Annotated in this window: 24 protein-coding genes and 3 pseudogenes; 15 read left to right on the top strand and 12 right to left on the bottom strand. The window is 72.6% G+C overall.

Features of this window, described 5'->3' with window-relative positions; translation table 11 throughout:
• Positions 1–5: 5 nt before the first annotated feature.
• Positions 6–1,013, bottom strand: coding sequence for a PQQ-binding-like beta-propeller repeat protein (locus tag ACPU2J_RS02600; protein ID WP_423832648.1), 1,008 nt, complete (start codon positions 1,011–1,013; stop codon positions 6–8).
• A gap of 98 nt (positions 1,014–1,111) precedes the next feature.
• On the opposite strand from ACPU2J_RS02600, the gene ACPU2J_RS02605 reads away from it, so the two are divergent.
• Entirely contained in the window at positions 1,112–1,444 is a 333-nt protein-coding gene (locus ACPU2J_RS02605) for a hypothetical protein (RefSeq protein WP_420081915.1), read from the top strand.
• A gap of 19 nt (positions 1,445–1,463) precedes the next feature.
• Here ACPU2J_RS02605 and ACPU2J_RS02610 read toward each other — a convergent pair whose 3' ends face one another.
• Complete coding sequence (locus ACPU2J_RS02610; protein WP_423832649.1) at positions 1,464–2,030, bottom strand: DUF6461 domain-containing protein; 567 nt, start codon at positions 2,028–2,030, stop codon at positions 1,464–1,466.
• Here ACPU2J_RS02610 and ACPU2J_RS02615 point away from each other — a divergent pair.
• From ACPU2J_RS02615 to ACPU2J_RS02635, 5 genes are all read left to right on the top strand, one after another.
• Positions 2,017–2,562: an MFS transporter gene (locus ACPU2J_RS02615; RefSeq protein WP_423832650.1), complete on the top strand. Its 546-nt coding sequence runs from the start codon at positions 2,017–2,019 to the stop codon at positions 2,560–2,562. The genes ACPU2J_RS02610 and ACPU2J_RS02615 overlap by 14 nt on opposite strands.
• Positions 2,563–2,719: 157 nt before the next feature.
• Positions 2,720–2,929 carry a hypothetical protein gene (locus ACPU2J_RS02620; RefSeq protein ID WP_423832651.1) on the top strand — a complete coding sequence of 70 codons (210 nt, stop codon included), beginning with the start codon at positions 2,720–2,722 and terminating at the stop codon, positions 2,927–2,929.
• 166 nt (positions 2,930–3,095) lie between these two features.
• A complete protein-coding gene (locus ACPU2J_RS02625; protein ID WP_420081911.1) occupies positions 3,096–4,007 on the top strand; it encodes an MBL fold metallo-hydrolase in 912 nt (303 codons plus the stop codon).
• 239 nt (positions 4,008–4,246) lie between these two features.
• Entirely contained in the window at positions 4,247–4,990 is a 744-nt protein-coding gene (locus ACPU2J_RS02630) for a class I SAM-dependent methyltransferase (RefSeq protein WP_420081910.1), read from the top strand.
• Positions 4,991–5,137: 147 nt separating this feature from the next.
• Positions 5,138–5,878, top strand: coding sequence for a hypothetical protein (locus ACPU2J_RS02635; protein WP_420081909.1), 741 nt, complete (start codon positions 5,138–5,140; stop codon positions 5,876–5,878).
• 31 nt (positions 5,879–5,909) lie between these two features.
• Here ACPU2J_RS02635 and ACPU2J_RS02640 read toward each other — a convergent pair whose 3' ends face one another.
• Together ACPU2J_RS02640 and ACPU2J_RS02645 are read right to left on the bottom strand one after the other, a co-directional pair.
• The gene (locus tag ACPU2J_RS02640; RefSeq protein ID WP_420081908.1) at positions 5,910–6,764 is read right to left on the bottom strand and encodes a class I SAM-dependent DNA methyltransferase; all 855 of its coding nucleotides are present in this window, start codon (positions 6,762–6,764) and stop codon (positions 5,910–5,912) included.
• Between the two features lie 199 nt (positions 6,765–6,963).
• The gene (locus ACPU2J_RS02645; protein ID WP_423832652.1) at positions 6,964–7,803 is read right to left on the bottom strand and encodes a dienelactone hydrolase family protein; all 840 of its coding nucleotides are present in this window, start codon (positions 7,801–7,803) and stop codon (positions 6,964–6,966) included.
• A gap of 87 nt (positions 7,804–7,890) precedes the next feature.
• On the opposite strand from ACPU2J_RS02645, the pseudogene ACPU2J_RS02650 reads away from it, so the two are divergent.
• The 3 genes and pseudogenes from ACPU2J_RS02650 to nadE form a co-directional block, all read left to right on the top strand.
• Positions 7,891–8,139: pseudogene (locus tag ACPU2J_RS02650) on the top strand (VOC family protein); the annotation flags it as partial.
• 73 nt (positions 8,140–8,212) lie between these two features.
• Entirely contained in the window at positions 8,213–8,863 is a 651-nt protein-coding gene (locus ACPU2J_RS02655; RefSeq protein WP_420081906.1) for an HAD family hydrolase, read from the top strand.
• Positions 8,864–9,038: 175 nt separating this feature from the next.
• The gene (gene nadE, locus ACPU2J_RS02660) at positions 9,039–9,869 is read left to right on the top strand and encodes an ammonia-dependent NAD(+) synthetase (RefSeq protein ID WP_420081905.1); all 831 of its coding nucleotides are present in this window, start codon (positions 9,039–9,041) and stop codon (positions 9,867–9,869) included.
• Positions 9,870–9,976: 107 nt separating this feature from the next.
• On the opposite strand, the gene ACPU2J_RS02665 is transcribed toward nadE, so the two are convergent.
• Complete coding sequence (locus ACPU2J_RS02665) at positions 9,977–10,378, bottom strand: MerR family transcriptional regulator (protein WP_420081904.1); 402 nt, start codon at positions 10,376–10,378, stop codon at positions 9,977–9,979.
• A gap of 56 nt (positions 10,379–10,434) precedes the next feature.
• Here ACPU2J_RS02665 and ACPU2J_RS02670 point away from each other — a divergent pair, with 56 nt between their 5' ends.
• Positions 10,435–11,061 (top strand): O-methyltransferase, encoded by a 627-nt coding sequence (locus tag ACPU2J_RS02670; RefSeq protein WP_420081903.1) that lies wholly within the window; start codon positions 10,435–10,437, stop codon positions 11,059–11,061.
• Positions 11,062–11,237: 176 nt separating this feature from the next.
• On the top strand, positions 11,238–11,684 hold the full coding sequence (locus ACPU2J_RS02675; RefSeq protein ID WP_420081902.1) for a hypothetical protein: 447 nt from the start codon (positions 11,238–11,240) through the stop codon (positions 11,682–11,684).
• Between the two features lie 84 nt (positions 11,685–11,768).
• Here ACPU2J_RS02675 and ACPU2J_RS02680 read toward each other — a convergent pair whose 3' ends face one another.
• The 3 genes from ACPU2J_RS02680 to ACPU2J_RS02690 form a co-directional block, all read right to left on the bottom strand.
• A complete protein-coding gene (locus ACPU2J_RS02680; protein ID WP_420081901.1) occupies positions 11,769–12,323 on the bottom strand; it encodes a LysM peptidoglycan-binding domain-containing protein in 555 nt (184 codons plus the stop codon).
• Between the two features lie 202 nt (positions 12,324–12,525).
• Entirely contained in the window at positions 12,526–12,714 is a 189-nt protein-coding gene (locus tag ACPU2J_RS02685) for a hypothetical protein (protein ID WP_420081900.1), read from the bottom strand.
• A gap of 259 nt (positions 12,715–12,973) precedes the next feature.
• Complete coding sequence (locus ACPU2J_RS02690) at positions 12,974–13,192, bottom strand: hypothetical protein (protein ID WP_361608034.1); 219 nt, start codon at positions 13,190–13,192, stop codon at positions 12,974–12,976.
• Between the two features lie 319 nt (positions 13,193–13,511).
• Between ACPU2J_RS02690 and ACPU2J_RS02695 the strand changes: the two genes are divergently transcribed.
• Positions 13,512–14,192, top strand: a complete 681-nt coding sequence (locus ACPU2J_RS02695) for a hypothetical protein (RefSeq protein WP_420081899.1) — start codon at positions 13,512–13,514, stop codon at positions 14,190–14,192.
• Positions 14,193–14,276: 84 nt separating this feature from the next.
• Positions 14,277–15,626, top strand: coding sequence for a tetratricopeptide repeat protein (locus ACPU2J_RS02700; protein ID WP_423832653.1), 1,350 nt, complete (start codon positions 14,277–14,279; stop codon positions 15,624–15,626).
• A 466-nt stretch (positions 15,627–16,092) separates the two neighbouring features.
• Here the strand turns inward: ACPU2J_RS02700 and ACPU2J_RS02705 are convergent, their stop codons facing one another.
• From ACPU2J_RS02705 to ACPU2J_RS02715, 3 genes and pseudogenes are all read right to left on the bottom strand, one after another.
• Positions 16,093–16,647 (bottom strand): GNAT family N-acetyltransferase, encoded by a 555-nt coding sequence (locus ACPU2J_RS02705; RefSeq protein WP_423832654.1) that lies wholly within the window; start codon positions 16,645–16,647, stop codon positions 16,093–16,095.
• A gap of 111 nt (positions 16,648–16,758) precedes the next feature.
• Positions 16,759–18,015, bottom strand: coding sequence for a protein-glutamine gamma-glutamyltransferase (locus ACPU2J_RS02710; protein ID WP_423832655.1), 1,257 nt, complete (start codon positions 18,013–18,015; stop codon positions 16,759–16,761).
• A 719-nt stretch (positions 18,016–18,734) separates the two neighbouring features.
• Positions 18,735–19,741: pseudogene (locus ACPU2J_RS02715) on the bottom strand (SulP family inorganic anion transporter).
• A gap of 327 nt (positions 19,742–20,068) precedes the next feature.
• Here ACPU2J_RS02715 and ACPU2J_RS02720 point away from each other — a divergent pair.
• Together ACPU2J_RS02720 and ACPU2J_RS02725 are read left to right on the top strand one after the other, a co-directional pair.
• A pseudogene (locus ACPU2J_RS02720) lies at positions 20,069–20,477 on the top strand (MerR family transcriptional regulator).
• A 66-nt stretch (positions 20,478–20,543) separates the two neighbouring features.
• A complete protein-coding gene (locus ACPU2J_RS02725) occupies positions 20,544–20,939 on the top strand; it encodes a DUF4118 domain-containing protein (protein WP_423832656.1) in 396 nt (131 codons plus the stop codon).
• Positions 20,940–20,953: 14 nt separating this feature from the next.
• Here ACPU2J_RS02725 and ACPU2J_RS02730 read toward each other — a convergent pair whose 3' ends face one another.
• Complete coding sequence (locus ACPU2J_RS02730) at positions 20,954–21,907, bottom strand: helix-turn-helix transcriptional regulator (protein WP_423832657.1); 954 nt, start codon at positions 21,905–21,907, stop codon at positions 20,954–20,956.
• Positions 21,908–22,008: the final 101 nt, after the last annotated feature.

Here is a 22,008-nt window from a genome sequence, read left to right on the forward strand (position 1 = left end):
GGCGTCTACACGGGATCCCGCCGAGGGGCCGGGGTGACGGTGAAGGAGCCGAAGGTGCCCTTCGCCGCGAAGAACAGCCCGCCGTCGCCCCCGGCCCCCAGCGCGTCCAGACGCGGCACCGGCAGGGAACACCCCTCCACGGTCCGGCCGTCGGGCCCCAGCCGCCGGATGCCGCCGTTGGCGTCCCCCACCAGCAGGCCGTCGGCGTACGGCAGGAGGTCGCCCACCATCCGACGGTCCGCCGCGAGGGACCAGCGCGGCGTACCGTCGGCGGGATCCACCGAGAGGAACCCGCTGCCCGACCGCAGCATCCAGACCGTCCCGCGGACGTACCCGACCTCCCAGAACCGGTCGTAGGACCCGAGCCGGACGGGCTCGTCCGCGCCGGTCCCGAAGGTCACCAGCGACGACCGTGACGCGTCCTGGCAGACCGCCACCACCCGCTCCGCGTCCACCGGGACGAACGTCCGTGCGTCGGGCCCCGCGAGCTCGTCCGGCAGCCGCCACCGCGCCAGCTCGCTCCCGTCGGCGGGATCGAGGTGAACCGCCTCGCAGCCGCTGCCGGTCAGCACCCCGCCGGCCCACGCGAGGGTCCGTACGGACGTCACGGGCGACGTCGTCGTCCACCTCACGCTCCCGTCCGCGAGGTCCAGGCCGCTCATCGGGGTGTAGCCGCGCCACCCGCCGATCACCACGGTGTCCGCGTGCACCGTGAGGTTCCCTGTCCACCTCGTTGTCGGGGCGCTCCACAGCGTGGCGCCCGTCCGCAGGTCGATGCAGGACAGCAGGTTGTTCGGTGTCTGCGGCAACACCAGCACCCGGTCCCCCGCGAGGGCGATCCCGCGCGGCCAGGTGCCGAGCGGGACGTCCCAGCGCACCGTGCCGTCGGCGCGCTCCAGGCAGACCAGCCGGGTGTGCCGTTCGTGCAGGACGACGCAGTCCGGTCCGACGGCGAAGGCGGAGTTGCGACCCCGCTGGTGCAGTGCGCGCTCCCAGAGCACTGTGGCGATCATCGGGCCATCCCATCACGGGCGCCGATGAGTACGGGAACCGGCCGGACCTGAGTACGCGGGCGCAGGCGGACCGGCGGCGGATCCGCTTGGCTGGACGCATGTACGAGACCACGGCCGCACTGGCCGCCGCGATCCCCGCCGGAACCCCGGCCCACCGCAAGGTGTCGATGTGGACCACGGCCGCGACCGCGGCCCTGGTCCCGGTGGCTCTGCTCCTCGGGGGACTGGCCCCGATGGCCTCGCACGTGAGCCCCCGGACCGTCGACGTGATCGTGGCGTGCTGGTGGGCTTCCTGGACGACCACCCCCCTGCTCGCCGCGGCCTCCCGGGTGTCCGTCCGACGGCCCGCCCTGGCCACCGCGTACCGCTGGGCGGGCCGGATCGCGCCGGTCCCGCCGGCCGTCGCGATCCTGCTGACCCTCAGCCTCTAGCAGGCGTTCGGCCCGGTCGTCAGTGGAGCCGGAGGGTGGCGCAGGCGAACGTCGTGTCCCGGAGCAGCTCCGGAGTGACCGCGATGCCGGTCAGGTGCTCGGCCAGCGCGAACGCGGCCGGTGCGGAGAGGTCCTCCTCCGGGGTCTCCTCGTCGAGGGGGAAGCCCATCCGCTCCATGACGTCGAGGAGTGCGTCGGGTGTGGTGCCCCATCGGTCCTCCGGGAACATGGGGTCGAAGCACAGCCGCAGGACCCGGTCCTCCGCCCAGAGGAAGGTGCCGACGGCGTTGATGTTGACGAAGTGCGAGACCCAGTGCGCCCCGGCGGAGGCCGGCAGGACCCGGTCCTCGGTGACGCCGAGGTAGCCGTTGGGCTCGATCAGCAGCGTCCGGTCCCCCACGGTCGCCATGGCGACCAGCTGACGCTCGACGTCCCCCAGGCCGTACTGGGCGAACGCGGCGTCGACGACCGCGTCGATCCCGCGCAGCGGCGCCTCCGGTCGCCCCTCGAGCCGGGCCGTCAGCTCGGCGGGCGACAACCCCCGCACCAGGGTGAAGCAGTACGCCTCGGCGATGTCGGGGCCCAAGCGGATCTTCCTCACCGCCCTGGCGGGCTTCGTCACGGCCTCGCTCGTCTGCGCGCTCGCCCCCGGCGCCCCGGTGCTGATCGCCGCCCGCGTCGTCCAGGGGCTGGCCGCCGCGCTGATCGCGCCCCGGACCATGGCGTTGATCGTCCACCTCTTCCCCGCCGAACGCCGCGGCCGGGCCCTGGGGGTGTGGGGCGCGGTCGGCGGCGCCGCGATGGCCGCCGGTCCCGTGATCGGCGGGCTGCTGATCACCTGGGCCGGCTGGCGCGGCATCTTCCTGGTCAACATTCCCGTCGGCGTCATCGGCTGGATCGCCGCGGCCCGGCTGCTGCCCGACTGGCCGGCCTGGTCACCATCGCCACGATCCTCGCCTTCGGGGTCCTGTGTCTGGCGGCATTCGTGTGGTGGCAGCACCGCAACACCCGTGAACCGCTCGTGCCGCTGCGGCTGTTCCACCACCGGGACTTCTCCGCCGCGGACACCGCGGGCGGGGCCATGGGGGCCGCCATGGGCGGGCTGTTCCTGCCCCTGATGATCTACCTGCAGAGCGACCTCGGGTACAGCCCGCTGGCCGCAGGAGCGGCCACGGTCCCCCTGTTCGTCGGGCCCTCGCGGCGCTGGGCTTCGCGCCGCTGGCCGGGATCGCCACCCGTACGCCGGAACCCGCCCTGGTCGGCGCCGCCTCCGGGGTGTTCAACACGACGCGGCAGCTCGGCGGGGCGCTCGGCAGCGCCGCGACCGGAGTCCTCCTCCAGGCCCACATCGGCGACACCCCCACCACCGCCACCCGGGCGGCTCCGGCCTTCCCCGTGGTGATGCTCCTGATCGGGCTCGCCTGCTGCGCCGCGGTCCGGCCGGCCGATCGCGGTACCGGCGACCGTCGACAACAGGACAGCTAAAGCGAAGCGTTTGCGTTAGCCCAGCCCGGGACCCTAGGGTGAACTAACGCAATCCCATTGCGTTAGGCATCAAAACCGCTGCTCGTGAACGCCGTTGGCGGCAGCCCACACGGCGCCGAGCACGCGGCACGCAGCACGCGGCACGACGAAGGGGAGCAGATCCACCATGAGCACCGCCCTCACCACGGCACCGTTCTGGACCGTGGGCGACGTCACCATCCACCGCGTCGACGAGACGGCCCTGCCGCCCGCCACCGGAGCCTGGCTCCTCCCCGGCGCCACCGCACCGCTCGTCACCGAAGAGGACTGGCTGCGGCCCCACTTCGCCGACGACAGCGGCGTACTGCGCCTGGCCAGCCACACCTTCGCCTTCTCCGTGGCCGGCCTGCGGGTCCTGGTGGACACCGGGATCGGCAACGGGAAGGAGCGGGCGAATCCCGCCTGGCACCGCCTCGACACCGACTACCTCGACCGCCTCACCGCCGCCGGTTTCCCTCCGGAGTCGGTGGACCTGGTGGTCCTCACCCACCTGCACGCCGACCACGTCGGCTGGAACACCCGCCTCGTGGACGGAGAATGGCGCCCCACCTTCCCCCGCGCCCGTTACGTCACCTCGCGCGCCGAACGGGAGTTCTGGGCGGGGCACGCCATGGACGAGGCACGCCGGCAGATGTTCCTCGACTCCGTGGTCCCGGTGGAGGAGGCGGGTCTCCTCGACCTGGTCGACGTCCCCGCCGGGGGTGCGGAGCTCGCCCCGAACCTGCGGCTGGTCCCGACATCCGGGCACACCCCCGGCCATGTCGCCGTCGAGGTGGGCGACGGACGGCGGACCGCCCTGATCACCGGGGACTGCATCCACCACCCGATCCAGCTCGCCCACCCCTCGATCGGCGCCTGCGTGGACATCGACCCCGCGCTGTCCGAGGCCTCCCGCCGTGCACTGCTGGCCTCGCTCTCCGGTACGGACACCCTGGTCCTGGGCACCCACTTCGCCCCGCCGACCGCCGGCCTGGTCGTCCCCCACGGCGACGCCCACCGCCTGGCACCGGTGGCGGCCGACGGCGCACGGCCGGCCTGACCGCGCCGACGGCCCACCCCGCCCGTGCGGTGGCCCGTAGGCGCAGTGGCCCGTACGCGCGGCGGTCCGTACGCCCGGCGGTCCGTAGGGGCGGCCGGGGCCCGGTGACGATCTTCGGGCCTTCCTCCAATACGGCGGCCCGCGGGCGTTCGTGGAGACTGCCGGTGAGCGGCCGCGGCGACCCCGGGAGTGGGAACCGCCCTCCCGGACACGGCCGGACACGGGGAGGAGAGCGCAGCATGGGCGTGCAGCAGTACGACGAGATCGGCGAGGCCTTCGAGGGGTTCAAGGTCCTGCCACTGGCCCGGTACGGGGAAGTGCCCAGCTTCCTCGCCATGGTCGGGGACGTACGCGGGAAGTCCGTCCTGGACCTGGCGTCCGGGACCGGCTTCTACAGCCGCGAGTTCAAGCGGCGCGGCGCCGCGGACGTCCTCGGGATCGACATCTCGCGGGAGATGGTCTCGGTCGCCCGGCAGCTGGAGCACAACGATCCGCTGGGCGTCCGCTACGAGGTGGGAGACGCGGCCGAACTGCGGTCGTTCGAGCAGCCCTTCGACGTCGCCGTCGCCGTGCAGCTGCTCAACTACGCGGAGGACGTGGCCACCGTGGAACGGATGTGCCGCAACGTGCACCGGAGCCTGAAGCCGGGTGCCGAGTTCTTCGTCTTCAACCAGTCTCCCGACTTCCGCTTCGACGGCCCTCCCCTGGACAAGTACGGCTTCCGCTGCGAGCCGACGGGCGAGGAGGCCGGCACCGGGCCGCGCGTGCGGATCACGGCGCTGCTCGAAGGCCACCCGATCAGCTTCCTCACCAACCGTCCGCGCCGCGAGGTCTACGTGAACGCGCTCCGGGCCGCCGGGTTCGGCGAGCCGACGTGGGTGCCGGTGGAGGTGTCGCCAGCGGGTCTGCGCGCGTTCGGCGCGGAGTTCTGGGCGGACCTCATGGACAACCCGCCGCTGGAGATGCTGCGCTGCCGCGCCTGACCGAGTCCGCCCGAGCCCGGCCGCGCGATGCGCCCGGACGCGGGGGTCTCCGGGGCCGGGGAGGCGTCCGGCGGTCTCCCGGTCCCGGACCGCTCCGGCGGGCCGTGTGATCATACGGTCAGCACATCCGCACGTCATGGGGGGACCATGCGCACCCACGCCCGCACCCGTACCCGCAGCTCCGCGACCGCCCTGGTCACCGCGCTCGCGGCGCTGCTCGCCCTGACCGGCTGCACCGCGCAGGAGAAGAAGGGCCCGGCTGCTCCGTCCGGCTCCGCCGCGACCGCGTCCGTACCGCCGGCGCCCGCCGGACAGAGCGGCGGGTCCGGCTTCGACGGTCCCCGCCCGCAGGACCAGAACCTGCTCGCCTGGACGGGCGACCCCAACGACGCGGGCCACGTGACCGCCCAGACCTCGGCCGGGGTCGGCGGACGGGTCACTCTGGTCCGCATCGTCCTGCGCGAGCAGATCACCTGGTCCAACATCTGGCTCGGGCTGGCCGGGATCGACCCCAACGCCCAGCTGTCGAACTGCTACCTCGGCGTGTACGACGCCAAGGGCACTCTGGTCGCCGCCACCCCGGACATCTCGTCGCAGCTGATGACCGACGCCATCGCCAAGCCGCTGGCCCTCTCCAAGCCGTTCACGGCGCCCGCCGGCACCTACTTCATCGCGCTGCTGCTGAACGGCAACTGGACCACCAACCTGCTGACCCTGAAGTCCACCGGCGCGGGCATCTCCGTCAACGCGGGACTGACGCCCCCGAACCTCCGCTACAGCACGCTCCTGACCGGCCAGACCGCGCTGCCCGCCACCGTGAACCTGGCCGACCAGTCCACCAGCACGATCAACACCGGCTGGGCCAGCCAGTGGTACGCCATCTCCTGACCGCGCCGCGGGCCGCCGCGGCCGGGCCCGGTCAGCGGACGACGACCCCGGCGCCGTCGGCGTCCGGGTCGGTACCGGTGCCGGTGCCGGTGCCCGCACCGCCCTCCGCCACGGCCACGCTGATGCGGATCTTCGACTGCCCGTGACCCAGCCGCTCCCAGTCGTCCATGAAGCGGGCGGCCAGCCCGTGCCGGGCCGCGAGGTCGACGAGGGTCTGGGTGCGGTAGTAGAAGTCCTCCCGCAGGACCTGGTGTTCGGTCCCGGTGGTGCGGTCGAAGGTGAAGTCGAAGTGGCCACCGGGCGCCAGGACGCGGCCCACGTGGGCGAAGCACTCCTCGATGACCTCGATCGGCGAGTGGGAGAAGACGCTGTGGGCGTGGACGACGTCGAAGTAGCCGTCGGGCAGGAAGTCCAGCGTCAGGTTCCGGGTGATGGTCAGGTGCGGCACCTTGCCCTGGAGCCCGCGGTCGGTGAGGGTCTTCTTCGCCGCGATGAGGATGTCGGGCGAGATGTCGATGCCGTAGTAATGGCCCGCGTCGAGGTACTCGATGAAGCGCCAGCCGGCGCGGAGGTTGCCGCACCCGATGTCGAGCATGCGCGCACCGGGCCGCAGACCGTGCGCCAGGAGGTAGTCGAACTGCATCTTGCCCAGGGCCAGCCAGCGTTCGTGCGTCTGGCTGCCGACGGCGGCCTCGGGGTTGCGCCGGGTGTCCGACGCCATGACCGCGCGGTAGTAGCTCACGTGGTCGGGGTGCCGGAAGGCCAGCCAGCGGTCGCGGGCGGCGCGCTTGAGGTACGGGGCGATGCGGTGCGGCCGGCTCGCCGCGAACCGGACCTTGTGGACGAGGGATTCCCGGTTGGCGGTGAGGTTCTTCCTGGTGGCCATGAGCCCTCCGGCTGCGTCTCGGGGCGACTTCCCTCCGGACCGGCTCGGCAGCGGGTCCGCCGGGAAGGACCTTCGGGTTCGGGCGTCGGCGGCCAGGGGAAACGGACCACCAAAGCGCACGAACTGGGCGATATGCCCCAGATTGCCACCCTGCTCGCCGTCGGCCTACGCAACGCGCCCACCCACCCGGCGCGCGAGCTCACGCCGTACCGGCGGGACCCTCCTCCAGCAGCCGGGTGCGGAAGAGGTCCAGGACGGCGTCCAGGGCCTGCCGCGTGGACTGTCCGGGTTCGTCGACGAGGTGCTCGGTGAGGACGGAGTGCGGGGCGAGGACGCTCTCGGGGTTGGCGGCGTCGTCGTCCAGCTCGACGGCGACGAAGGCGTCGCCGAGTTCGCGCCGCAGCAGGGCGAACCGCTCGGCGGGCACGAGGCGGTCGCCGCGGAAGCGCAGCCCCATCACCCGGAGCCCGTCGCGCTCGCAGCGCCCGCGGACGGCGGCGAGCGCCTCGGGTCCGATGTCGATGGCGCCGGCGCGGCGCGGGGTCAGCGCGAGGGGCAGCGACGGCTGGGACAGCACGGGTGCGACGAGCCGTTCGTCCACCGCCATGGCCAGGGCGAACCCGCCCGTCAGGCACATTCCGACGGCGCCCACGCCGGGGCCGCCGCACCGTTCGTGCTCGTCGGCGGCGAGGGCGCGCAGCCAGTCCACCACGCGCGAGGCACGGCCGGTGGCGAGCAGGGTGAACTCCCGGCTCACGCACACCTGCCACAGGGTCGACGCGAGGTAGCGGCCGGCGCGGGGCCACCCGGCGGAACGGGGGTCGGGGTCGCGGCCCGGTTCGCCGAACAGGACCGGCAGGACCGCCGTACAGCCGACGGCCGCCACGCGTTCGGCGAACTCCAGCACCTTGGGGGTGATGCCGGGGATCTCGGCCATCACGATCACGGCGGGGCCGGACCCCGTGCGCAGCAGCTCCCGGGTCGCTCCCGCGTGGGTGAACGTGCTCCGGGTGAATCCGCTCAGGTCGTGGTCGGCCACGCACCGCTCCTCTGCCGTCGAAACCGGGGAACCGCGGATCAAGCTACCGACAGGTAGGCCGGAGGGACAGCGGCGGAGGCGGCCTTGTTCGCCTCCCCCGCCGCGCTCGGCGGCGGCACGTCCGTGACGCTGCACGTCTTCGTACCGGACGTCGACGCCCTCGCGGAGCGGGCGGAGGCCGCCGGGGCGCAGATCCTGCAGCCGCCGACGGACATGTTCCACGGCGACCGGACCGTCGTCCTGAGGGACCCCTCCGGGCACCTGTGGGTCTTCCTCACCCCTCTCGAGGACGTCCCGGACGAGGAACTCCGGCGCCGCCTGGCGGCCTCGTCCTGACCGCCGCAGCAGGCCGGGCGCTCCCGGTCCCCGGGGGCGGGGCCGGGCTGACCGTCCGGCCTATGCTGCGTACATGATCAAGCCGGTGGAACTCGTCATATTCGACTGCGACGGCGTGCTCGTCGACAGCGAGCGCATCGCGGCACGCGTCCAGGTCGCCCTGGGCGCCGAGCTGGGATGGCCCCTGACCGAGGACGAGGTCGTCGACCGGTTCATCGGCCGCTCCAGCGCCTCGGTCCGCGAGCAGATCGCCGTCCGGCTCGGGGAGGAGACGGCCGACCTCTGGGACCGGCGGTTCGCGCTGCTGCACCGGGATGCCGTCGACGCAGGGCTGTCCCCGGTCGACGGCCTGCCCGAGGCACTGGCCGCGATCACCCTGCCGACCTGCGTCGCCTCCAGCGGATCCCACGAGAAGATGCGGCACACCCTGGGCCGCACGGGGCTCTACGACCGCTTCGCGGGCCGCATCTTCAGTGCCACCGAGGTCGCACGGGGCAAGCCGGCCCCGGACCTGTTCCGGTACGCGGCCCGGCGGATGGGCGTCGACCCCGCGGCATGCGTGGTGGTCGAGGACAGCGCGCCCGGCGTCGAGGCCGCCCGTGCCGCGGGCATGCGGTCCTTCGGCTACGCGGGCGGGCTGACCCCGGCCGAACGGCTCCGGGGGCCGGGCACCGTGCTCTTCGACGACATGCGCGACCTGCCCGCCCTCCTCGCCGCGGCCTGAGCACGGGGCCGGGACCACACTCCGGGCCCGCCCACGGGGCCCACGACGGGAGGCCCTGGTCAGGGGCGCCGCGCGGCATTCCTCTAGAGTGCTTCCGGCCCCCCATGCACGCGCCGCCGGCTCCGGCCCCGGCGCGACACCGATCCTTGCCCGCGGGCCCGAAAGAGGAGCGAACGTGACCGACCTGGCGTCCATGTCCCTGCAGCAGGAGATAGCCCGTGATCTCCAGGTCAGCACGTCCTTCGACGTCGAGCAGGAGATCGAGCGCCGGGTGGCCTTCCTCGCCGACCGGCTGACCTCCACCGGCCTGCGGGCGCTGGTGCTCGGCATCAGCGGCGGCGTCGACTCCACGACCGCCGGCCGCCTGTGCCAGCTCGCCGTCGAGCGGGTCCGCGCCGCCGGGCACGACGCGACGTTCTACGCGATGAGGCTGCCCTACGGCGCCCAGGCCGACGAGGCCGACGCCCAGCTGGCGCTGGAGTTCATCCGGGCCGACCGGGTCCTCACCGTCGACATCAAGGGCGCGAGCGACGCCGCCCTGGAGGCCGCGGTCGCCGGCGGTACCGTCTTCCGCGACGCGCACCACCAGGACTTCGTCCACGGCAACATCAAGGCCCGGCAGCGCATGATCGCCCAGTACGCGGTGGCCGGCGCACACGACGGCCTGGTGGTCGGCACGGACCACGCCGCCGAGGCCGTCTCGGGCTTCTTCACCAAGTTCGGCGACGGCGCCGCCGACGTGGTCCCGCTCACCGGTCTGACCAAGCGGCGGGTCCGGGCGACGGCGGACGTTCTGGGCGCGCCGTCCTCGCTGGTGCACAAGACCCCGACCGCGGACCTGGAGACCCTGAAGCCGGGCCTGCCCGACGAGGACGCGCTCGGCGTGACGTACGACCAGATCGACGACTTCCTGGAGGGCCGTCCCGTCGACGAGGCCGCCCTCACCGCGATCGTCCGCCGCTACCGCCTGACCGAGCACAAGCGCCAGCTGCCGATCGCCCCCTGACCCCCCACCGAAACCCGGGCCCCGCCGCGAGCGCTGTCGCCCCACCGCGGCGGCGCGGCGCGGCCGGGTGGCACGGACCGTAGGGGCGGGCGCAAGGCGTGACAGCGCTACGGCAGCAGGTCGCGCAGGCCCGCGCGGAAGGTCGGGCAGTCGAGCAGGGACGGGTGCGTGCAGGTCAGGGCGTGGCTGATCCGTGCGCGGGCCTCCTGCATGGCCGCGATGCGCCGGGCGAGCACGTCGATCCGGCCGTACAGGTACGGGCGCACCTCGCCCGGCGCCGCCTCCAGCCGTTCCCTCAGCTCGGCCAGGGAGAACCCGCTGGCCCGGGCGGCCACGATCAGGGCCACCCGGTCGACGGCCTCCGGGCGATGGGTCCGGCGCAGGCCGTGCCGGCCCTCGGGCGCCAGCAGGCCGAGTCGTGCGTAGTACCGCAGGGCGGACGGGGCGACGCCCGTCGCGGCCGCCACTTCGGCGATGTCCAGGAACTGCGCTCCCCCTGCGGTGTCCATGCGCGCAGAGCGGCGGGCCGGACAGGCCCGCCCGCGTCCCCTGGGAGCAGACGACGATGAGGCCGAGGACAGCGGATCGCGCCGACGGGTGGAACCGGCTGCGGACCGCCGCGGTGGCGGTGATCGCGGCCGTGCGGCACCCCCTGGAGGTAACTGACGCCTTCGCCGGGGTGCAGGAGGCCACCCGCCGCCACCGGCGCGCGCACCGCTGTGGCGCGTACGCGTACGGGGAGGGCTCGTTGCCCGCGACCGTGGCGGCCTCGGCGGGCGCGCTGCGGATCGTGGAGGTGGGCACGGCGCTCGGTTACACGGCCATGGCGATGGCGGACGCGGCACCCCTCACGCACGTCGACACCGTCGAGATGGACCCGGACCACGTCCGGCTGGCCCGGGAACAGATCGCCCGCCACGGCTTCGGAGACCGGATGACCGAACGGCCCGGCACGGCCGAGGAGGTCCTGACCGGCCTCGGCGCCGGCACGCACGACCTGGCCTTCTTCGACGGTTTCACCCCGACCCTGGAGGTCGTCGCCCACCTGCACCGGCTGCTGCGTCCGGGCGACACGCTGATCGCGGGCAACCCGATCCTCGGGCCGGCCCCCGAGGTGACCCGGCACCTCGGCGATCCGGCGCGCTGGCGCACGCACTCCCTCGGCGAGAGCGCGCTCTGCGTGAAGCGGTGAGGCGGCAGACGGCCTGCGCCCTCTGAGCGTGCCCGCCCGCCGAGCCGTCGTGCGCGGAGGCCGGCGGGCGATTGCCCCGGCGTGAGGCTCATACGGGACGTGCCCGGTTCCCGTCAGGAGGTCGGAAGCGCCCGGCACCCGCCGCGCGCGGCACATCTCGGAAGAGGGAACGCACGATGACGCACTCGATATCGACAACGCGCCGGCGCGGACGCTTCGGCACCGCCGGCCTGCGGTCACTCGCGGGGCTGTTCATGGCCGTCGCGTCGGTCCTGTTGGTGGGTGCGCAGCCGGCGGCCGCGCACCCGCCGAGCGGGTCCGTGCACGTGTGGGCCTCCGACGTACGGGTGCGCACCTGCCAGAGCGCCTCCTGCTCGCTGGCGACCACGGAGCGGCTGACCAACGTGCGGGTCGAGGCGTACTGCCAGATGGACGGGGGCAACGCGGGGCGGGTGACGGACGGCCCGTACACCAACACGTACTGGGTGCAGGTCATCACTCCGAAGCGCACGCTGGGCTGGATCTCCGCGGTGTACGTCAGCGGTGGTTCGAACAACACCCCGGTCCCCGGGGCTCCGGTCTACGGCCCTGGTGATGACGAGGTGCACTGCGAGTTCATCTAGGTCCGCCTCTGCGGGAACCGTCCGGCGGCGGTTCCCGCGCGAGGGCTGGTTGCCCCGCCCGGAGGAGCCCGGTGCCCGACCGGGTCAGGGAACGCTCAGCACCTGGCCGGCGTCCACCAGGTCCGGGTCGTCGATGCCGTTGGCGGCGGCGATGTCGCGGTGGCGGTTCCCGTCGCCGTAGAAGCGTTCGGCGACGTCCCAGAGGGTGTCGCCGGGTTCCACGGTGTACGTACGCGGCTCCGGGACGTACTCCGGCACCTCTTCGGCGACCGGGGCCGCCTCGTACGGCTCCTCGGCCTGGACCGGGTCGTCGGTGTTGGTGTTCGAGGCCCACAGCGGGGTGCCGTCGCCGGCGTACAGCACGACGTTGCGGTCGGCCTGGACGACGAGTCGGCCGACTTCACTGCCGTCGGTGCCGGTGGCCCACACGGGGCCGTCGTCGGTGTAGAGCACGAAGTTGCCGTCGTGCTGGAGCACGGCCCGCTGGACACCCTGCTCGTGGGTGTCGGTGGCCCACACGGTGCCGGTCGGCTCGGAGAGGACCAGGTTCCCGTCGCTCTGCAGGGTCAGGATGTAGGCGCCGCCCTGCAGGGACCGGCCGAGACCGATCTCGTCACCCGGGTACAGGGTGTCAGTCATGAACGTTCCTCTCGCTCAAGGGGGTTCGGGGCCCTCTTGGACGGGCGGCGGAGCGCACGTCGTCCTCCGGTCGCCCGGGCACCGACCCGCTGATTTCTACAACACTGTAGAAACTAGCAGTCGGGGCGGGGCGTCGAGGAACACCGAGAGGGGCGGCCGGGCGCGCACGGCGACACCGGACCGGGCCCGGACACCCACCGCCTCACCGGCGCGGGTGGTCGACCCCCAGGGCGATCACCCCGGCGGCGAGCAGCGCGAGCCCGACGAGCAGGACCGGGAGACCGGGGCCGGGGCCGGGGCCGGGGCCGGGAAGGACGTACATGACGGCGCCCGCCATGGTGACGACCACTCCGGAAGCGGCCAGGGCGATGCGGATCCACGTGTCGGCCATTTGAGCTCCCGGCGACCCACGAAGGGTGGGGTTGGTCCATGGGCCACGATCCGCCCCCTCGGGCGGTCGCGGCCGGTGATCGAGGCCGGCGGCACAGTCCGCCGGCCAGGCTGTTGCCGGGGTGGCACCGACCTCGCGGACCGCACCCACGACCGGGCCGCCGACAATCGTCGACCCGCCCACTCGACCCCGGTCCGCAGAGGCCTGCGCCCCGGCGGCATGCCACCGGGGCGCAGGCGGTGCGCCGACGGCGCGGGTCCTACTTCGCGGCGTCGAGCGCGGCGAGCGCCTGGGCCCAGCGAGCGAACTTCAGGTCGGCCAGGTCCGCGACGGTCTTGACCCCGAACGCCTCCTTCAGCAGCTCCCCCTGCCGCTCACTGACACCCTTGAGCGCGTCCACGGGGGCCGCCAGGACCTCCGCCACGCTCTTGTCCGCCCACGCCTTGTCCAGCACCTTGTCGAGATCGATCGAAGCCATGGAAGCCCCTCCCTGAAGAGCAGTCAGCCGATATGTCCATCCGTCAACGGGCATGCTTCCGCCCACCGTTACCGACATGCGGGCATGCCGACGGATCAGCGCGCGAAGATCGTCCGACGGAAAATCTACACGCGTGTAGAAGCATAGGGGCGGGGACGACCCCGGTCGATCGCGGTACACAAAATGCGCCAACGGGCGCGAAGCACCTCACGCACCCCAGGGGACCCGAGGGACCCGAGGGACCCAACGCCGGAACGCCCCACCGGCCACACCCGGATCGGAGGCTCCGGGTGTCAGAGACGTTCGGTTGAATGGGCACGTGACTGTCCATGACGTGGCCCGCCGGCTTCCTTCCATTGCCGACCTGCGCGACCTGTGCCGCTCGTTGGCGATGCTCGACGCGATCCTGAGCCCGGAGTGGGAAGACCGGTACTACTCCTTCGACTCCGGCTGGGCCGACGGCGAAGAGATGGCGTCGATGCGCAACGGGTCGGGAGACGAGTACTCCATCGTGTTCTCGGCGGCCGGGGCGTACATCCGCGGGTTCGACCACGAAGCGCCGATGAGCCCGTACGGCAACGACGGCGAGCCCTGGCCGGGGGCGATCGACGAGGTGCCGGAGGTCTTCAGGCCGTACGTCGAAGAACCGGCGTTCACCGACGAGGACGACGTCCCCGTCGTGACGGCCTGCCTGTGGCGCGAGGCGACGGACGACAGGTGGCGGCACGGCGTGATCGACTTCCCCGCCGGGGCTCCCGACCCCGACGGGGCCGCGGGTCTGTTCGCGCTCCTGGTCGACCGTTCGCCGGAGGCCTTCCAGCGCTTCGCCGAGGACTACTACGAGGTTCCCGTGGCCCTGGAAGCGGTGCGCGACGTGTACGCCTTGCGCCCGCTGAGCCAGACACTCGTGTCCTCGCTGAGCCCGGAGGTCACCCTCGCAGACCTCGCCAGGGACATCGCCGAGATCAGCTACCCGCAGCCACCCCGGGACGTGATCTGAGCGTCCGTTGCCGGTGGGCCGAGGGGGAGTTGGACGGCCAGGCACCCGCGCACCTGTCGGTGGTGAGCGCTATCGTGCTGGGCCGTGGATGTTCGTGATCTCGAATACCGGGCCCGGACGTGGTCCGGCTGCATACCGCCGGAGCTGGTGTCGCGGCTGCTGGAGCGGGGCCATGCCGACGTGGTGGAATCGCAGGCCGCGGGGGGTGACTGGTTCTGCGCGCTGGCGTGGGCGCGAGTGCTGCACGCGCGGGGGCGGGAAGCCGACGCGGTGGGGGTGCTCGCCCCGTACGTGGCGACGGGTTGGTGGACGGCTGTTGCCGCCGCGGCCGAGCTGCTGGAGGACTGGGGCCACGTAGACGAGGCGATCGAGATGATCCGGCACCGCATGAAGGCCGGACACCCGATGGCACTGGGGACCTACACGCGCCTGCTCGCCCGGTACGGCCGCGCCGAGGAGGCGTTCGAGCTGCTCGTGCCGTACGTGGACGACGGGGCACTGGCCGCCGCCCTGGTGGACGTCGCCGGCCCGGCCGGCCGTGACGAGGAGGCGGCAGAGCTGCTCGTCGGACGGATCAGGTTCGATCACTGCTGCGACGACCCGTGGTGCTGCCGCGGCCTCGACCCGGACACCGCGATCGGCCTGCTCGCCACGATCCGCGAGCGCCAGGGCCGGATCGAGGAGGCGATCGCCCTGCTCCGACGCCGACAGCTCACCTCGGTCAGCGGCCGCGATCAGCTCGCGGACCTGTTGTCCCGGCATGGCCGGATCGGGGAACTGCGCGACTACGCGGCGACCGAGGGCCACAGGGAGGCTCTGCGGCGGCTGGCGGTGCTGTTGGAGGAGGGCGGCGACGTGACGGGCGCGATCGACGTCTACCGGCAGGCCGGCGACTCCGCGAACGTGAAGTGGGAACTCGCGCAGCTCCTGGCACGGCACGGACGGCCCGACGAGGCGATCGCCGTGATGCGCTCCCTGTCCGACACCCACCACAACGACGACGCGATCCTCCACGCCTGGTCCGAGCTGTGTCTGGATCAGGGTCGCCCCGCCGACGGCCTGGCCCACCTCGATGCCCTCGACGCCCGGCGAGGGGGTGTGCCCGCATGGGAGCTGTACTGGATGCGACTGCCGCTGATCGCAGCCTGTGGCGGGGTCGACGAGGCGGTCGCTCGGGCCCGGGCGCACCCCGAGGGCGGCACCTGGTACGCAGCGGAGCACCTTGCCGACCTCCTCGCCCGTGCCGGGCGCGCCGAGGAAGCCGTTGCCGTCCTCCGGCAGCACGACCACGGGAACAGCCATGACCTCGCCGGCCACCTCGTCGACCTCGGCCGCGTCGAGGAAGCCCTGGCCCTTCTCCTGCCCGCGGCAGCCACCCCTACCCCGCCGCTCGTACCGACGGCACGGCTGTGGTCCGACGAGCCGCCGTTCTGAGGTACCGGCCGGGTACGGGTGCTGCCGGGGCACTCACTCGGCAGACGGGGGTGGTTCCGCGGACGGGTCGCCTTGGGAGAATGGTCCCCGCGTACACGATTCGGTCAGGGGTGGGTTCTTGGGGTTGGTGGCCGTGGACGCCTGCCGGGGGCCCACAGGTCAGCCTCGACGGCGTTCCTCTGGTCGGACGGCTGCCGTCCGAACGCGAACCGTGGATCGACGCGACCGTGCCGACACTCGAGGATCCGGATCTGCCCGAGTACGTCGACGGGCTGCGCTTCGGGGCCCGCGGGGAGCCGTGTCTCCTCGGTCTGGGGCTCGTCCTGCGCGGCCGGCAGAACGGTGACCACGTCCGCTGCCGCCCGGTGTTCCTCGCCCCGGGGTGGGCCATGCAGGGCCAGGAATGGATCGAGGACCTGATCCCCGACAGGGAGTGGTGGGGCGCACTGAGCGTCGAGGCCGGGCCTCACACGGTCACGCCGTCACGGCGTCGGGCCGGGCTCGCCCATTCCTCCCTCAGCATCCCGAAGAGCACGCTGTCGTAGCGCCTGCCGTCCATCAGTACGGCCGACCGGCGGCGGCCCTCTTCGCGGAAGCCGAGCGCGGTGAAGGCGCGGACGGCGCGTTCGTTGCCGCTCCAGGTGTCCAGTTCCAGCCGGTGCAGCCCGTACGCGCCGAACAGGTGGTCCACGAGCAGCCGCAGCGCCTCACTGCCGTGGCCGCGGCCCCAGAACTCCCGCTCGCCGATGGTGACTCCGAGCGTGGCCACGCCGGCGTAGGGGTCCAGATCCCGGTAGTCGACCATGCCGATCACGCTTCCGCCTGCCAGGTCCTCGACCGTGAACACGGCCGACTCCCTCGGGTTCAGGCGCAGCATGGTGTCGAAGCCGAGGCCGACCGCCTCCGCGGTGACCGGGCCGAAACACGGGTCGCCCGCCGCGGCCCAGCGCACCACTTCCGGGTCGTTGCGCCATCGAAGATGGTGTTCCGCGTCCTCGGGACGCAGCGCCCGAAGCCTCACTCGTTGTCCTTCGAACATTGCGTCACCCTAAACGATCAAGGGACGCGGCGGCCAGGTCGATACGCGCACTGCGGGCCCGGCCGCCGCTTCGACGCCTGAGGGGGCGAGCGGTTACGGCCAACCCTGCTTCACCTTGGCGGGCGCGGTGTTCCAGCTCTTCGGTATGAAGGTGACGACGTACGTCCCGCGGTCGAAGTCCGCGTATCCGGCCGACCAGCTGCGGAACTTGCTCTCGTACACCTGCATGGGCCCCATGCCGCCTTCCGGCGAGTGGTAGTGGTTGGCGTGCGTCCACACGGTGTTGTCGGGGTTCGATTCCTTCTGGTCGCCGAACCAGCCGTAGTCGAAGTTGACGTAGCTCTCGCCCGGCTTGGCGGGGCTGCGGGAGGTGTTCCTGTCCTTCGCCATGTCGACGAGGCCCGTGCTCGGGTGGGGACGGAAGGCCTCGGGGTCGCCGTACTTGCGCTTGTCGGCGGAGCTGAAGGGGTCCTGCCCGCTCCAGAAGTGCTTCGAGTAGATGACCGCCTTCATCTTGGACGGGTCGTGGTTGCCCCCGTTCCGGTCCTTGAAGGACGGCGTGTTCCGCAGGGCCGCGTAGAAGTTCGAGCGGCTGTCCTCGGCGGCGAGGGCGTCGTCGTTCTTCGCGAGTTCGGCCTTGAGGTTGCTCAGGTAGGTGCTCTCGTCGTGAGCGCTTTCCAGGGCCTTGTTCATGACGGACGCCACGTCCCGGGCACGGTTGAATCCCTTTGTCTCGTCGAAGCTCTGCTTGGCGACGCGCCCCTCGAACTCCGCCCGTGTTTCGCCCGGTCGGGGGCTGCCGTTCTCCAGAGCGCGCCGGTGCTTCTCCTCGTCGAAGGACGCGAAGGCCAGTTTGTTCGTCGGGTAGGGACCTGAATTCACCCAGGTGACACCGACGCACCCGTACGACAGCTGCTCCCGCTGCTGTTCGGTCATCTGCCGTATCTGACCGTCGCGGTGGCTGTAGGCCTGCTGCCACTTGCGTATGTAGTTGCTGATGCCGGTGGTGGCCCGGTCGCCATAGGCCCGGTACGCGTCGGGCATGCGGTCCAGCGGCTCGGCGGGCGGCGTCACCCTGCTGTCGACGGCGGCGGAGCCCCTGAGCGACTCGGTGGCGCTCGGCAGGCCCGCACCAGGGGTCTTGCCGGTCCGACCCAGCTCCAGGGCCTCCTCGTTGAGCGCGTTGATGAGCCTGATGTCGTCCGCTGTGAGGCCGTTGCTGTCGGCGTAGGAGCCCTTCTCCTCGCCCGGACCGGCGGCTGCGTGGCTGACGGACGGCGTGAGGCCGGCGGTGGACAGCACGATGCCGGCGGTGGTGAGGGCGAGTAACCCTGAACGTCGTTTGTACATGGAACCCCGGAATTCCTTTCATTGAAAAGTGAAACAGGAGAGCGCACGGCTTCGGCGCGGCGGCGAAAAGGAGCTGCCGGAGCCGACATGTCACCGACTCCCGCTCCTGCCTCGATGCGTCCGGCAACGGCAACGGCAAGAGAGCAAAACCGCTTGGTATTTCGCTGCTCCTGCACCGGCTCTCGAATGGGCCATCAGGTCGTACGGGAAGTGATCATGTCCCGGTGCCGATTCCTCGACAACACTGCGGCTCCACATTCGGCCAGCGATCCCACGGGATGGAATTCGGTCAGGCGGTCCGGGCCCGCCCTGCTCCGGTACGTGCCGCGGAAGTCCGGCGGAACGGTCCGTGGCGGCGGCGTCAGCCGCGGCAGAAGGCGTGCGGCGCCGGAGGCGATGCGGATTCGGGCACTCCGGCCGATGCGCACGGGCCTCCGGGACGGCGCGGCTCCGCCCGCCGGGAGGACCGCAAGGTCTGCGCCACGCTCCCCCGCGATCCGCGGGCGGCGCGCGGCCGGGCCGGCTCCGTCACGCACCGTCGACCTCCGTAGAACGGCCGGTAACACCCGCTTCGGGCGCCGCCCTTGTCCCGGTGCGACGCCCTCCGTCCGACAACGGCCGGGGCTGACGGGTCACCGGGTCACCGGGTCACCGGGTTGCGTCGAGGCCATCGAACCGGCGGGGCGGCCGCAGCGGCATGCTGCGGCCGCCCCCGCCGGTCAGTGGCCGGCGAGTTCGCCGGTGAGCCTGCCAAGGAGCTCGGCACTGGAGCGGTTGAGGCCCACGAGGTCGACGGTTTTGCCGCGCTGGGCGTTCCTCGCCACGACGGCGTCGAGGGCGGCGACGGAGGAGGCGTCCCAGACCTGTGCCCGGGAGAGGTCGATGACGACCTTGTCGGGGTCCGACGCGTAGGCGAAGCGGCCGACGAGGTCGTTGGAGGAGGCGAAGAACATCTCGCCCGTCACCGTGTACCGCACGCCGCTGCCGTCGGGGGCGGTGGCGGCCGTGGCCTCGGCGAGGTGGGCGACGCGCTGGGCGAAGATGACCATCGCGGTGACGGAGCCGACGACGACGACGCCGACGGCGAGGTTGTGGGTGGCGACCACGCAGACGACCGTGACGACCATGACCGTGATCTCACCGGCCGGCCGGCGATGGAGACCAGCGGGGCCGGGATCACCGTGGAGACCTTCGGGAAGAACACCAGCAGTGCGAGGCCGGCCGCGATCAGGGGATACACCGGCCTGGGGACGTCCGTCATCTCGGGGACCTGGGCCATGAAGATCAGGATCGCGAGGGAGTTGACGAAGCCGACCATCACCGAGCGGGGGACGAAGCGCATCAGCTTCGCCACGCCGAGCGCGCCCAGCACGATCTGGAAGACGCCGGCCAGGATGACCGCGGCGACCAGGTGGCCGAAGCCGTGCTCACGGTTCAGGGGTGCGATCACGAGTGCGACGGCTCCGGTGGCGGCGGAGATCATCGCGCGGCGGCCGCCGACGATCGAGATGACCACGGCCATCGTGAACGAGGTGAACAGTCCGATCGCCGGATCCACACCGGCGATGATCGAGAACGAGATCGCCTCGGGGATGAGTGCGAGGGCGACGACCAGGCCCGCCAGGACCTCGGTGCGCCAGACCTTCGGATCGGTCAGCCAGTCCGGGCGCAGACCGCGCAGCCGTGCGGCGGGGGACGGCGTTCCGCGGACGGCCCCACGGGACACGGGCCGGAACGAGCTGGGGGTGGAGCCGCGGCCCGCGCTCTTGCGACCCAGGCAGGAGCGGCCAGGCTCACGCGGAACGGTGGAGCGTCACGGCGGGCAGGGGGCGGCGACGGGCGTCGTGGGCTTGCGCACGCTCACTCTTGCGGCGATTCGGATCTGCACCAGAGGACGGACGCCGTCGGCACGACGTCCGGGAGGGGAGGGACGACACGGTCTGGCTCCTGGACCGGCAACTCTGCCCTGACGTGAGGGTAGGGATCGGGGTGGGGTCACGTCGGACGAGCGGGCCCGAGCCCGCGGTCACCGGAACGAGCAGGAAGCACGGGCGTGGACGACAGGCACATGCAGATCGGCGAGGTCGCCACGCGCACCGAGCTGTCCCTGCGCACGATCCGGCACTACGAGGAGACCGGTCTCGTCACCCCCTCGGCGCGCTCCCAGGGCGGTTTCCGCCTCTACACCGAGTCCGACGTCGCCCGGCTGATGGTCATCCGCCGTATGAAGCCGCTCGGCTTCACCCTGGATCAGATGCGCGACCTCCTCGAGGCCACCGACCGGCTCGACTCCGGCGCCGAGCCGGTGGACGCCGAACGGCGCGATGCTGGACCGGGTCCGCGCGTACGAGCGGTCGGCCACCGAGCAGGTCGACCGGCTCCGAACCCAGCTGTCCCGCGCAGAGGAGTTCGCCGCGGCCCTCGCCGATCGCCTGGACCAGGCCGCCGTACGGTCGTCCTGACCACCACCCGCGGTAGTGGACTATGGCGGGGGCTCCAACGGCGGGGCTCCGGAGAGGGAGACAGCGATGCTCGAATGGAAGCCGGTGCACTTCGGCCGCCGTCCCGTCCCCGAGCTGTCCGCGACCTCCTCGGTGTGCGCGGTGAGCACGGCGGCGACACTGGCCGTCGTGGTCTCCTTCGACCTCGTCGGCCGCCAGGGTGGCACCACCGCCGGCCTCGTCGTCCTCTCGCTCGTGGTCGCCCTCGCCAGCACCGGCGCCCGCCTCGCCGCCGCACCGGGTACGGCGCTACTGTGCTGGGCGGTCCTCAACGCCTTCGGTGCCCCGCCCATCGGCGAGATCACCTGGGCCGCCCCGCACGACCCCGTACGCATCGCCACGCTGCTCGCGGCGGCCGCCACCGGCACGGCAGCCGCCCGCATCGCCCATGCCCGCGCCGCCTACGGCCGCCTGAACCCCTGACCCGAGCCCCCCGCTCAGAGGTCATCCCCCGCGTACGTCCCCGTCAGTTCGGCGCCGATCCGGGCCAGCCACTGGCGCACCTCGGGCGGCTCCAGCACCTCGACGCGCGCTCCCAGCCCGGCCAGATGGCCCGCCAGCGCCTTGGCCGCCGGACCGTCCACCCGCACCTCGGTCCAGCCGTCGGGCAGCGGGCCTCCGACGCGGACGCGGCCGCCGAGGAACCGTTGCAGCAGGCCCAGCGCGTCGGGGTGGACGCGGGCCCGGGCGGTCACCGCGTGCATGCCGTCCTGGAAGGCTCCGGAAAGCTCCTCCCACACCGTGGCGAGGTCGAAGCCGGGCGGCCGGACCACCGGTTCGCCGGTCGGCTCGACGGAGGTGACCCGGCTGAGCCGGAAGGTGCGCAGGCCCTGGTCCGTGCCGGCGACCAGGTAGTCCACGCCCGCCTTGGCCACGAGTCCGAGGGGATCTACGGTGCGTTCGCCGGCCGGCTTCCCGACGCCCGCGTACCCGAGGCGGACGCGGATCCCGTCCACGACGGCGCTCTGGAGCACGGCGCGGTGGGCGCCGTCCGCGGTGACGGCGCGGCGGGCCCAGTCGGTGGCGTCGACGACCCCCGCGCGGGTCGCGGCCCTGGCCTGCTCCTGGAGGGTGGGCGGGAGGGCCCGGACCAGTTTGCGCAGTGTGGTGCGCAGTTCGGGGGTGGCCGAGAGGGGGCCGGTGGCGAGGAACAGCGCCCGGGTCTCGTCGGCGGTCAGTCCGGTGAGGTTGGTACGGGCCCCGCCGACGAGGGACCAGCCGCCGCCGCGGCCCCGCTGCGAGTAGACGGGGATGCCCGCTGCTGCCAGGGCCTCCAGGTCCCGGCGCGCGGTGCGCTCGGACACCTCCAGTTCGGCGGCCACTTCGGGGACGGTGACCCGGCCGCGTTCCTGGAGGAAGAGCAGGGTCGCCACCAGCCGGTCGGCTCTCATGTGCCTCTTTCCTCCTCACGTGGGTGCCGGGGTGCCGGGGCCCGGCCGGGGCTCTCATTCTCTTGGGGAAACAGGCCAGGAGATGGCCACTTTTGCTTGCA

The organism is Streptomyces manipurensis (assembly GCF_049570255.1).
In the GTDB taxonomy this organism is placed as follows: Bacteria; Actinomycetota; Actinomycetes; order Streptomycetales; family Streptomycetaceae; genus Streptomyces; species Streptomyces manipurensis.

Coding starts and splice junctions, on each gene's coding strand:
- ACPU2J_RS02630 (WP_420081910.1), top strand. CDS start 4,247: ATGGGCGTGCAGCAGTACGACGAGATCGGCGAGGCCTTCGAGGGGTTC.
- ACPU2J_RS02625 (WP_420081911.1), top strand. CDS start 3,096: ATGAGCACCGCCCTCACCACGGCACCGTTCTGGACCGTGGGCGACGTC.
- ACPU2J_RS02665 (WP_420081904.1), bottom strand. CDS start 10,378: ATGGACACCGCAGGGGGAGCGCAGTTCCTGGACATCGCCGAAGTGGCG.
- ACPU2J_RS02710 (WP_423832655.1), bottom strand. CDS start 18,015: ATGTACAAACGACGTTCAGGGTTACTCGCCCTCACCACCGCCGGCATC.
- ACPU2J_RS02670 (WP_420081903.1), top strand. CDS start 10,435: ATGAGGCCGAGGACAGCGGATCGCGCCGACGGGTGGAACCGGCTGCGG.
- ACPU2J_RS02680 (WP_420081901.1), bottom strand. CDS start 12,323: ATGACTGACACCCTGTACCCGGGTGACGAGATCGGTCTCGGCCGGTCC.
- ACPU2J_RS02690 (WP_361608034.1), bottom strand. CDS start 13,192: ATGGCTTCGATCGATCTCGACAAGGTGCTGGACAAGGCGTGGGCGGAC.
- ACPU2J_RS02730 (WP_423832657.1), bottom strand. CDS start 21,907: ATGAGAGCCGACCGGCTGGTGGCGACCCTGCTCTTCCTCCAGGAACGC.
- ACPU2J_RS02655 (WP_420081906.1), top strand. CDS start 8,213: ATGATCAAGCCGGTGGAACTCGTCATATTCGACTGCGACGGCGTGCTC.
- ACPU2J_RS02640 (WP_420081908.1), bottom strand. CDS start 6,764: ATGGCCACCAGGAAGAACCTCACCGCCAACCGGGAATCCCTCGTCCAC.
- ACPU2J_RS02675 (WP_420081902.1), top strand. CDS start 11,238: ATGACGCACTCGATATCGACAACGCGCCGGCGCGGACGCTTCGGCACC.
- ACPU2J_RS02615 (WP_423832650.1), top strand. CDS start 2,017: ATGTCGGGGCCCAAGCGGATCTTCCTCACCGCCCTGGCGGGCTTCGTC.
- ACPU2J_RS02605 (WP_420081915.1), top strand. CDS start 1,112: ATGTACGAGACCACGGCCGCACTGGCCGCCGCGATCCCCGCCGGAACC.
- ACPU2J_RS02685 (WP_420081900.1), bottom strand. CDS start 12,714: ATGGCCGACACGTGGATCCGCATCGCCCTGGCCGCTTCCGGAGTGGTC.
- ACPU2J_RS02725 (WP_423832656.1), top strand. CDS start 20,544: ATGCTCGAATGGAAGCCGGTGCACTTCGGCCGCCGTCCCGTCCCCGAG.
- ACPU2J_RS02635 (WP_420081909.1), top strand. CDS start 5,138: ATGCGCACCCACGCCCGCACCCGTACCCGCAGCTCCGCGACCGCCCTG.
- ACPU2J_RS02600 (WP_423832648.1), bottom strand. CDS start 1,013: ATGATCGCCACAGTGCTCTGGGAGCGCGCACTGCACCAGCGGGGTCGC.